Here is a 674-nt window from a genome sequence, read left to right on the forward strand (position 1 = left end):
GGTTGCGGCGCACCAGCGAATGCACCAGGCGCACGTGCAAGGTGCCCCGGAAACCGGCACTGAAACGTTTCAGCCCCCCTTCCTCGGTACAGTCGACCCACCACTTCCCGGTCTCGGCAATGCGTCGCGACGCGCCCTGATTCAATGCCCCGGTCAACACCAGCGACTGATTGAAACCGGACAGCAGGTAGCCCCCCATCAATGCCAGATCACGCAACACATAGGGCGCGGTCATCCCGGTGGAATGAATAAAGCGGGCGCCCTCATCAATCAGGTCGAAATCCACCCAGGCCGGGCGCCTTTCCACACTTTTGATAAACAGCCGCAGCGGTTCCGGGCAATCCGGGATGGCAGCCAACCCCTCGGTAATGGCGGTTTCAAACAGCGCCCGCGCCTCACGGGGGCCATGATCCATCATCCAGTCCACCAATGAATCCATGGCCGGATCCCCCACACTGAGCGCCTCCAGCACCGCGCTGAATTCCTCCTGGCTGGGGGCCAGATCGCGGCCCAGCAGCTTGCGCAGCAACGCCGGCGTGGGTTGCTGGGTTTTCTCGAACGGGCGCGCCCGGCTGGGAATCGCATCGATATGAGCCTGTGCCGTCATCTCGGCCTCCACGGTGTGCTTGCGTTGGCCGGAAACATAATGCGAATATGTATTCGCATTCAATTCG

The 674-nt window shown here is 61.7% G+C and carries 1 pseudogene; it reads right to left on the bottom strand.

Annotated features, from left to right (window positions below):
* Window positions 1-607, bottom strand: a pseudogene (locus A3730_RS08365) (oxygenase MpaB family protein); the annotation flags it as partial.
* Between the last annotated feature and the right edge of the window lie 67 nt (window positions 608-674).

The sequence above is a fragment of the Alcanivorax sp. HI0044 genome (assembly GCF_001634945.1).